The organism is Streptomyces bambusae, from assembly GCF_019400985.1.
Taxonomy (GTDB): Bacteria; Actinomycetota; Actinomycetes; order Streptomycetales; family Streptomycetaceae; genus Streptomyces; species Streptomyces bambusae_A.
Map to the genome: position 1 here is coordinate 1 of NZ_WTFF01000302.1, position 8,941 is coordinate 8,941.

Here is an 8,941-nt window from a genome sequence, read left to right on the forward strand (position 1 = left end):
GGCCCGTCCGGCACATCGGGCACGTCGGACGCGGCAGTCGCGGCGAGCGCGGCGGCGGCCGCCGGGTCGCCGGGCGCCTCGTCCAGGGCGTCCGCGGGGCCGGGCGCCTCCGGTGCCGGGTTCACATCGTGGGTCATGCCCAGACGCTACCCCGAAGGACTGCGGTACGGTCGTGATCACGATGGCGACGACCGAGGAGTGCCGCGCCGCACTCGACAAGCTTTCCGACAACCTGGCCCGGGCCGACGGCGACGTACGCAGTGCGACCGCTCTCGACCGTTCCCTGAGCTGTCACATCACTGACCTCGACCAGACCTTCACCGGACGCCTGGCCGGCGGCCGGATCCGGGTGGACGGCGTGGCCGCCGGCCCGCCGGCCACCAAGGCGCAGATCCGGCTGGCGATGACGGGCGACGACCTGGTCGCGATGGTCGGCGGCGAACTGAACTTCGCCAAGGCCTGGGCCGCGGGCCGGGTCCGCCTGGAGGCCGGCTTCCGCGACCTGCTCCGGCTGCGCTCCCTGCTCTGACGCCTGCGGGGGGACATGCCCACTTGCGGCTGCGGCCCGGCGCCGGACGGTTCAGAGGGCCGCAGGGGCCTTCACGCGGGCCTGCCGGGACGCCGGGACGACCAGCGGGGTGCCGGTCTCCGGGTCGTCGACGACGCGGCAGGCCACGCCGAAGACCCGTTCCACCAGACCGGCCGTGACCACCTCGGCCGGCGGCCCCTCGGCCACGACCTCGCCGTCGCGCATCGCGATCAGGTGCGTGGCGTAGCGGGCGGCCTGGTTGAGGTCGTGCAGGACGGCGACCAGGGTGCGGCCCTGGTTCTCGTGCAGCTCGGCGCACAGGTCCAGGACGTCGAGCTGGTGCTGGATGTCCAGGTACGTCGTCGGCTCGTCGAGCAGCAGCAGCGGCGTCTGCTGGGCGAGGGCCATCGCGATCCACACGCGCTGGCGCTGGCCGCCCGACAGCTCGTCCACCGCCCGGTCGGCGAGCTCGGCGACACCCGTCGACGCCATCGACTCGGCGACGATCCGCTCGTCCTGCGGGGACCACTGCCGCAGCAGCCCCTGGTGCGGGTAGCGGCCCCGCGCGACCAGGTCGGACACCGTGATCCCGTCCGGGGCGGTCGAGGACTGCGGCAGCAGGCCCAGCGTCCGGGCGACCTGCTTGGCCGGCAGCGAGCCGATCGCCTGCCCGTCCAGCAGCACCCGCCCGGCCGTCGGCTTCAGCATCCGCGACAGGGCGCGCAGCAGCGTGGACTTGCCGCAGGCGTTGGGGCCGACGATCACCGTGAAGGAGTTGTCGGGGATCTCCACCGACAGGTCCTCCGCGATGACCCGCTGGTCGTAGCCGAGGGTCACGCTCTGCGCGGTCAGCCGCTGCACGTCCGTACTCCTTGCGTTCATACGTGTCCCGCCTTGCGCTCGGTGACGAGCAGCCACAGCAGATAGACACCGCCGACCAGTCCGGTCACCACGCCCACGGGCAGCTGGTCCGAACCGAAGGCCCGCTGCGAGGCCCAGTCGGAGACCAGCAGCAGGACGGCGCCCATCAGGGCGGCGGAGAAGAGGTTGGGCCCGGGCGACCGGGTCAGCCGCCGGGCGAGCTGCGGGGCGGCCAGGGCGACGAAGGTGATGGGGCCGGCCGCGGCGGCGGCCGCCGTGGTCAGCAGGATCGCGGCGAGCATCAGCAGGAAGCGGGTGCGCTCCACCCGGACCCCGAGGGCGTACGCGGCGTCGTCGCCCATCTCCATCATCCGCAGCGCCCGGCCCTGGCCGAGGACCAGCGGGAAGAGCACCCCGCAGGTGACCAGCAGCGGGGTGACCTGCGCCCAGTCGCGGCCCGCCAGCGAGCCGGTGAGCCAGATCATCGCGCGGGTGGCCTCGACCATCTGCGCCTTGGTGAGCAGGTACTGGATGCAGGCCACCAGGATCGCGGAGACGCCGATGCCGACGAGGACCAGCCGGTAGCCGTGGATCCCCTTCTTGTACGCCAGCAGGTACACGGCGAGTCCGACCAGCACCCCGCCGGCCACCGCGCCCGCGGCGACCTCGGTGGCGCTGCCCTTGAAGAGGATGATCACGGCGAGCGCGCCGACCGAGGACCCGTAGCCGAAGCCCAGCAGGTCCGGCGAGCCGAGCGGGTTGCGGGAGACCGACTGGAAGACGGCGCCGGCCATGCCGAGGGCGGCCCCGACCAGCAGCGCGACGAGCACGCGCGGCAGCCGCAGGTCGCGCACGATGAAGTCGGTGGCCGGGGTGCCGTTGCCCAGCAGGGTCTGCACGACCTCCCACGGCTCGATCCGGAAGTCGCCGGTGCCGATGAGGACGACGGCCGCCACCGCGGCGACGGCGGCCAGCAGCAGCGCGGCGGCCAGGGCCCGCGGCTCCACCCGCAGGGACGTTCCGCCGGGGCCGCGCAGCACGCGGGGCACGCGTCGTCCCGCGGGCCGACCCGCGGCCCGCCGCGTCCGGGGCCCAGGTCCGGGTCCAGGTCCGGTTGTCACGGTCACAGCTGGGCCATCCTCTTGCGCCGAACCAGAAAGATGAAGACGGGCCCGCCGATCAGCGCCGTGACGATCCCGGCCTGGAGCTCCGCGGGCCGGGTGACGACCCGGCCGACGACGTCCGCGCCCAGCAGCAGCACCGGCGAGAGCACCGCCGAGTACGCGAGCACCCAGCGCATGTCGGGGCCGGTGATCAGACGGACCAGGTGCGGGATCATCAGGCCGACGAAGACGATGGGCCCGCAGGCGGCGGTCGCCGCGCCGCACAGCAGGGTGACGGCCGCCATGGCCGTGATCCGGATGCGCGTCAGGTGCGCCCCCAGGGCCCGCGCGGCGTCGTCGCCCAGCGCCATCGCGTTGAGCGGCCGCCCGAGGGCCAGTGCGAGCACCGCGCCGACGGCGATGAACGGCGCCACCTGGACGACGGTTTCCATGGTCGAGGAGGCCAGCGAGCCGACCGTCCAGAACCGCAGCTTGTCCAGTGCCCTGCTGTCCATGAGCTGGACCGCGTTGACATAGCTGACCAGCGCGAAGCTGGCCGCCGTACCGGCGAGCGCGAGCCGCACGGGCGTCGCGGCGCGGCTGCCGCCGAGGACGTAGACGAGGACGGACACGAGGCCCGCGCCGGCGAACGCGTACCAGACGAACTCGGTCAGCGAGCTCGCCCCGAGGAAGCTGATCGCCGAGACGACGGCGGCCGCGGCGCCGGCGTTGACGCCGAGGATGCCGGGCTCGGCCAGCGGGTTGCGGGTGAGCGCCTGCATGACCGCACCGGACAGCCCGAGCGCGAGGCCGACCAGCAGGCCGAGGAGGGTCCGCGGGACGCGCAGGTCGCGCACCACCACGTCCGAGGGGGTCCCGGAGTAGTGGAACAGGCCGTGCAGGACCTGGTCGAGCGGCATCTGCTTGGCACCGACGGCGATGCTCGCCAGCGCGATCAGCGTCAGCACGCCGAGTGCGGCGAGCAGGCCCGCGGTACGCACCACGGCCCGCGAGCGGGGGGCGGCGACGGGCGCCGCGCTCTGTTCGGAAGGACTCACGACCAACACGCAGGTTAGGCTAACCTACCTTCCGCCCGACCTTGATCCAGGCCGCCCTCCGGACCGGGCAGGCCTCCGGCCCAGGCAGGCCTCGCCCGGCCGCGCGCTGTCGACCCCGGCCCCGGGCGTCCCACCGGGGCCCGCCGCGCCCCGCGCTACAGCCCCGCGCCACAGCCCCGCGCTACAGCCCCAGCCGGGCCAGCGCCTTGCCGGCGTCCGACGTGCACGAGCCGTCGCCCGCGGCACTCCACGCCGCCCCGCACAGCGCCCGCAGCCCGTCCAGCGGGTCCCCGCCGTCCTCCCCGGTCAGCTCCAGCTCCTGCGCGGAGGCGGAGGCGGTGGCCGTCCAGCCCCCGCACCGGAAGCCGCCCCCGGCGACCGGCTCCACCGCCGGCTGCCCGGTCAGCAGCCCCCGCAGGTCCCGGTCCACGTACGTCGGCCGGTGCGCCGGCTCGGCCCGCAACAGCGTCGCCGCGTCCGTGACGCCGGTCAGCACGAGCAGCGAGTCCACCTCGCCGTTGAACGCGCCCTCGATGTCCGTGTCCAGCCGGTCCCCCACCACCAGCGGCCGCCGCGCGCCGGTCCGCAGGATCGTCTCGCGGTGCATCGGGGGCAGCGGCTTGCCCGCCACCTGCGGCCGCGCGCCCGTGGCGATCCGTACGACCTCCACGGCGGCCCCGTTGCCGGGCGCGATGCCGCGCGCGCTGGGGATCGTCAGATCGGTGTTGGACACGAACCAGGGCAGCCCGCGCGCGATGGCGTAGCTGGCCTCCGCGAAGCGGCTCCACGGCAGCTCCGGCCCGCCGTACCCCTGGACCACCGCCGCGAGCCCCGCCTCGTCCGCCGAGTCGACGGGCACCAGATCGCGCTCGCGCAGCGCCACCCGCAGCCCCTCGCCGCCGATCACCAGCACCTTCGAACCGGCCGGCAGCTGCTCGGCGATCAGCCGGGCCACCGCCTGCGCCGACGTGATGACCTCGGCGGCGGCCGTCGGGATGCCGAGCTCGGTCAGGTGCTCGGCCACCGCCTCGGGAGTGCGGAGCGCGTTGTTGGTGACGTACGCCAGGTGCATGCCGTCCGCCCGGGCCGTGCCGAGCGCCTCCACGGCGTGGGCGATCGCCTGCCCGCCCGCGTACACCACCCCGTCGAGATCCAGCAGGGCGGTGTCGTACGCCCGGTGCAGACTCTGTTCGCTCCCGGCGGGCATGGTCCTGCGCTGCCGACTCATCCTGTCCGCTCCTTCGATGATCTTGACAGATCTTGTCCTCCCCGATCATCCCGCATGGCGAGACGCGCCTTACCATGCACCAATGACCACACCTGGTACGCCGGACAACGGATTGCGCCTGATCCCCTTCCACGGGTTGCGCTACGCCCCCGAGCGCGTCGGCAGCCTGGCCGCCGTCACCTCTCCGCCGTACGACGTGGTGGTCCGCCCCGACGGCCTCAACCACCTGGAATCGGCCGATCCGCACAACATCGTGCGGCTGATCCTCCCCCAGGCCGACACCCCCGACGCCCGCAACGCACAGGCCGCCCGCACCCTGCGCGACTGGCTCGCCGAGGGCGTCCTGCGCACCGACCCCGAGCCCGCCCTGTACGTCTACGAGCAGCGCAAGGGCGACCTGCTCCAGCGCGGCGTCATCGGGGCGCTGGCCCTGTCCACCGCGGACGCCGGCATCGTGCTGCCGCACGAGGACGTCATGCCCCACGTCGTCACCGACCGGGCCGGCCTGATGCGGGCCACCGCGGCCAACCTCGAACCGCTGCTGCTGACCTACCGCGGCGACCGCGACGGCACCGCCGCGATCGTCGAAGCCACCGCCGCGCGGCCGCCGCTGCTGTCCACGACCACCGAGGACGGTGTCCACCACCGGCTGTGGGCCGTCACCGAGGCCGCCGACCTGGCCGCCGTCATGGCCGACCTCAGCCACCACCAGGCCCTCATCGCCGACGGACACCACCGCTGGGCGACGTACCTGCGCCTGCAGGAGGAGCACGGCAGCCCCACCGCCTGGGACTTCGGGCTCGTCCTGCTGGTGGACACCGCCCGCTACCCGCTCCAGGTCCGCGCCATCCACCGGATGCTGCGCCGCCTCCCGGTCGCCGACGCGCTCGCCGCGCTGGAGGGCCGGTTCCGCACCCGCGTGGTGGACGGCCCGCTGCCGGCCGCGCTGGAGGCCCTGGGGGCGGCCGCGGCGGAGGGCAACGCCTTCCTCCTCACCGGCGACGGCCGCTTCCACCTGGTCACCGATCCGGACCCGGAGCTGATCGACCGCACGGTCCGGCACGACCGGCCCGAGGCCTGGCGCCGGCTGGACGCCACGGTGCTGCACGCGACCCTGCTCGCCGACGTCTGGCAGGTGCCGGACGACAGCCCCGAGGACATCGCGTACATCCACGACGCCGAGGCCACCGTCGACATGGCCGAGCGCAACGGCGGCACGGCCGTCCTGCTGCACCCGGTCCGCGAGGACGTCGTACGGGACCTTGCCCGGCAGGGCGTCACCATGCCCCGCAAGTCCACGTCGTTCGGCCCGAAGCCGGCGACGGGGCTGGTGCTGCGCAGCCTGGCCTGAGCCGGGCCCGCGCGGAGGACGGCAGCACGAACGCGAGAAGGGCGGCACCCCGGTGGGGGTGCCGCCCTTCTCCTGTCGCGCGACCGGCTCTACCTCTACGTGCCGGCCTCACGGCTCACTTCACGAGCACTCAGGCCTTGTCGCCGTTGCGCTCGGCCTCGGCGTCGGCGTCGGCCTCGGAGCGGTCGAGCAGCTCGTACTCGTCGTCGTCCTCGTCGTAGTACTCCGTGACGTCGGCAGCGGCCTCGGCCCGCGCCACCTCGGCCGGGTCCTGGTCGTCGTCCTCGTCGACGTAGTCGTCGGCGTACTCGTCGTCGTCCTCGTCCAGGTCGTCGGCGCGGTCGTCACGGACCTCGTCGCCGGCCCGGCCCTCGCGGTCCTGGTCGTCGTCCTCGGCCTGCATCGCGTCCACGAACTCGACACCGTCCATCTCGGCCAGGCGGTCCGAGGCGTCCGTGGCCCCGTCCTTGTCGGCCTCGACGGTCTTGGCGAACCACTCGCGGGCCTCGTCCTCGCGACCGGCGGCCAGCAGGGCGTCGGCGTACGCGTACCGCAGGCGCGCGGTCCACGGCTGGACGGAGTTGGAGGCCAGCTCCGGGCTCTGCAGGGTCACGATGGCCGCGTCCAGCTGCCCCATGTCCCGCCGGGCACCGGCCGCCACCAGGCGCATCTCGACCTGGCCGGCCTTGTCCAGCTTCTGCACCTCGGGCTCACCGGCCATGGCCAGCGCCCGCTCCGGACGGCCGAGGCCGCGCTCGCAGTCGGCCATGACGGGCCACAGCTCGACGGAACCGGTCATGCGGCGGGCGGCCCGGAACTCCGCGAGCGCCTCGCTGTACTTCTGGGTCGCGTACGCGGCGAAGCCGGCGGCCTCGCGAACGGCGGCGACGCGGGAGGCCAGCCGCAGGGCGATGCGCGAGTACGCGTACGCCTGCTCGGGCTCCTCGTCGATCAGCCGGGCCACCATGACGAGGTTCCTGGAGACCTCCTCGGCCAGCCCCTTGGGCAGGCTCATGAGCTCCTGGCGCACGTCCGCGTCGATCTCGTCGCCGGTGACGTCCTCGTCGATGGGCAGCCGCTTGACGGGCTCGCGGTCACCGCGGTCCCGGAAGTCCCGGTCCCGCTCCTCACGGCCCCGGTAGCCACCGCGGTCGTCACGGCCGCGGTACCCGCCACGGTCGTCACGCCCGCGGTAGCCGCCACGCTCGCCGCCCCGGTCGTCGCGGCCGCGGTAACCGCCGCGGTCGCCACCGCGATCGTCACGGCGGAACGGACGGTCCCCGCCACGGTCGTCGCGGCGGAAGCCGCCGCGCTCGTCGTCGCGACGCGGGTAGCTCGGACGCTCGCCACGGTCGTCACGACGGAAGGACGGACGGTCGCCACCGCGGTCGTCACGACGGAAACCACCGCGGTCACCACCGCGGTCGTCACGCCCGCGGAAGCCGCCACGCTCGTCATCACGGCGCGGGTAGCTGGGACGCTCACCGCGGTCGTCGCGACGGAAGGACGGACGGTCGCCGCCACGGTCATCGCGGCCGCGGAAGCCGCCGCGCTCGTCGTCGCGGCGCGGGTAGCTGGGACGCTCGCCACGGTCGTCACGACGGAAGGACGGACGGTCCCCACCACGGTCGTCACGACGGAAACCACCACGGTCGCCACCGCGGTCATCACGCCCACGGAAGCCGCCACGCTCGTCATCACGGCGCGGGTAGCTGGGACGCTCGCCACGGTCGTCACGACGGAAGGACGGACGGTCCCCACCACGGTCGTCACGACGGAACGGACGGTCCCCGCCCCGGTCGTCACGGCGGAAGCCGCCGCGCTCGTCATCGCGACGCGGGTAGCTGGGACGCTCGCCACGGTCGTCACGACGGAAGGACGGACGGTCCCCACCACGGTCGTCACGACGGAAACCACCACGGTCGCCACCGCGGTCATCACGCCCACGGAAGCCACCACGCTCGTCATCACGGCGCGGGTAGCTCGGACGCTCACCACGGTCATCGCGACGGAAGCCGCCACGCTCGTCGTCGCGGCGCGGGTAGCTGGGGCGCTCGCCGCGGTCACCGCGGTCGTCACGGCGGAAGCCGCCACGCTCGCCACCGCGGTCGTCACGGCCGCGGTATCCACCACGTTCGTCGTCACGGCGGAAGCCGCCGCCACCGCCGGCCGGACGACCGCCTCGGTCGTCACGGCGGTAGCCGCCACCGCTGGGGCGCCCGCCGCGGTCGTCGCGACGGTAGCCACCGCGGTCACCGCCACGGTCGTCACGGCCCCCGCGGTAGCCGCCCCTGTCACCACCGTCGTGGCGACGGGGCTCGCGCTCCGGACGTCCGTCGGGAGAGTTGGACATGGGTGTGACTCCTGTCTTCGGGGTACCGCTAGTCATTCTCGCGCAACCAGCCCATGGCCGCGCTTCGGCGTGAAACTACAAAAAACAAAAAGGACCCTTGGTCCTCAGCGTGAACGCTGAGGACCAAGGGTCCTTTGAAAGATTGTTCGGCGGCGTCCTACTCTCCCACAGGGTCCCCCCTGCAGTACCATCGGCGCTGAAAGGCTTAGCTTCCGGGTTCGGAATGTAACCGGGCGTTTCCCTAACGCTATGACCACCGAAACCCTATCGGTTTCGAGCGAACAAGCACACTCTGTAGTTGTGTTCTGCTCAAACCAGCAACTGTTCGTTGCTTCAGAACTAACACAGTGGACGCGAGCAACTGAGGACAAGCCCTCGGCCTATTAGTACCAGTCAGCTCCACCCGTTACCGGGCTTCCACATCTGGCCTATCAACCCAGTCGTCTACTGGGAGCCTT

At 73.3% G+C, this 8,941-nt stretch carries 7 protein-coding genes, 2 rRNA genes and 1 pseudogene; 2 read left to right on the forward strand and 8 right to left on the reverse strand.

Annotation, left to right across the window (positions count from 1 at the left end):
- The first annotated feature begins 181 nt into the window (after window positions 1-181).
- Window positions 182-529 (forward strand): SCP2 sterol-binding domain-containing protein, encoded by a 348-nt coding sequence (locus tag GPJ59_RS29255; RefSeq protein ID WP_219670779.1) that lies wholly within the window; start codon window positions 182-184, stop codon window positions 527-529.
- Window positions 530-580: 51 nt separating this feature from the next.
- Here the strand turns inward: GPJ59_RS29255 and GPJ59_RS29260 are convergent, their stop codons facing one another.
- From GPJ59_RS29260 to GPJ59_RS29275, 4 genes are all read right to left on the reverse strand, one after another.
- Window positions 581-1,411, reverse strand: a complete 831-nt coding sequence (locus GPJ59_RS29260) for an ABC transporter ATP-binding protein (protein WP_219670764.1) — start codon at window positions 1,409-1,411, stop codon at window positions 581-583.
- Window positions 1,408-2,439 (reverse strand): FecCD family ABC transporter permease, encoded by a 1,032-nt coding sequence (locus GPJ59_RS29265; protein ID WP_374200944.1) that lies wholly within the window; start codon window positions 2,437-2,439, stop codon window positions 1,408-1,410. The genes GPJ59_RS29260 and GPJ59_RS29265 overlap by 4 nt, the downstream gene beginning before the upstream one ends.
- Window positions 2,440-2,513: 74 nt before the next feature.
- The gene (locus GPJ59_RS29270; RefSeq protein ID WP_219670766.1) at window positions 2,514-3,560 is read right to left on the reverse strand and encodes a FecCD family ABC transporter permease; all 1,047 of its coding nucleotides are present in this window, start codon (window positions 3,558-3,560) and stop codon (window positions 2,514-2,516) included.
- A gap of 172 nt (window positions 3,561-3,732) precedes the next feature.
- Window positions 3,733-4,779 carry an HAD hydrolase-like protein gene (locus GPJ59_RS29275; protein WP_219670768.1) on the reverse strand — a complete coding sequence of 349 codons (1,047 nt, stop codon included), beginning with the start codon at window positions 4,777-4,779 and terminating at the stop codon, window positions 3,733-3,735.
- Window positions 4,780-4,861: 82 nt separating this feature from the next.
- On the opposite strand from GPJ59_RS29275, the gene GPJ59_RS29280 reads away from it, so the two are divergent.
- Complete coding sequence (locus GPJ59_RS29280; protein ID WP_219670770.1) at window positions 4,862-6,130, forward strand: DUF1015 family protein; 1,269 nt, start codon at window positions 4,862-4,864, stop codon at window positions 6,128-6,130.
- Between the two features lie 130 nt (window positions 6,131-6,260).
- On the opposite strand, the gene GPJ59_RS29285 is transcribed toward GPJ59_RS29280, so the two are convergent.
- The 4 genes and pseudogenes from GPJ59_RS29285 to GPJ59_RS29300 form a co-directional block, all read right to left on the reverse strand.
- Window positions 6,261-7,145: a tetratricopeptide repeat protein gene (locus tag GPJ59_RS29285; protein WP_258025095.1), complete on the reverse strand. Its 885-nt coding sequence runs from the start codon at window positions 7,143-7,145 to the stop codon at window positions 6,261-6,263.
- A gap of 474 nt (window positions 7,146-7,619) precedes the next feature.
- A pseudogene (locus tag GPJ59_RS38690) lies at window positions 7,620-8,444 on the reverse strand (tetratricopeptide repeat protein); the annotation flags it as partial.
- 183 nt (window positions 8,445-8,627) lie between these two features.
- Window positions 8,628-8,744 (reverse strand): 5S ribosomal RNA (gene rrf, locus GPJ59_RS29295).
- Between the two features lie 102 nt (window positions 8,745-8,846).
- Window positions 8,847-8,941: ribosomal RNA gene (locus tag GPJ59_RS29300) — 23S ribosomal RNA — on the reverse strand; the annotation flags it as partial.

Bases quoted from the DNA above. Each gene is read 5' to 3' on its own strand.
- GPJ59_RS29275 (WP_219670768.1), bottom strand. From the start codon at position 4,779: ATGAGTCGGCAGCGCAGGACCATGCCCGCCGGGAGCGAACAGAGTCTG.
- GPJ59_RS29280 (WP_219670770.1), top strand. From the start codon at position 4,862: ATGACCACACCTGGTACGCCGGACAACGGATTGCGCCTGATCCCCTTC.
- GPJ59_RS29260 (WP_219670764.1), bottom strand. From the start codon at position 1,411: ATGAACGCAAGGAGTACGGACGTGCAGCGGCTGACCGCGCAGAGCGTG.
- GPJ59_RS29285 (WP_258025095.1), bottom strand. From the start codon at position 7,145: ATGAGCCTGCCCAAGGGGCTGGCCGAGGAGGTCTCCAGGAACCTCGTC.
- GPJ59_RS29255 (WP_219670779.1), top strand. From the start codon at position 182: ATGGCGACGACCGAGGAGTGCCGCGCCGCACTCGACAAGCTTTCCGAC.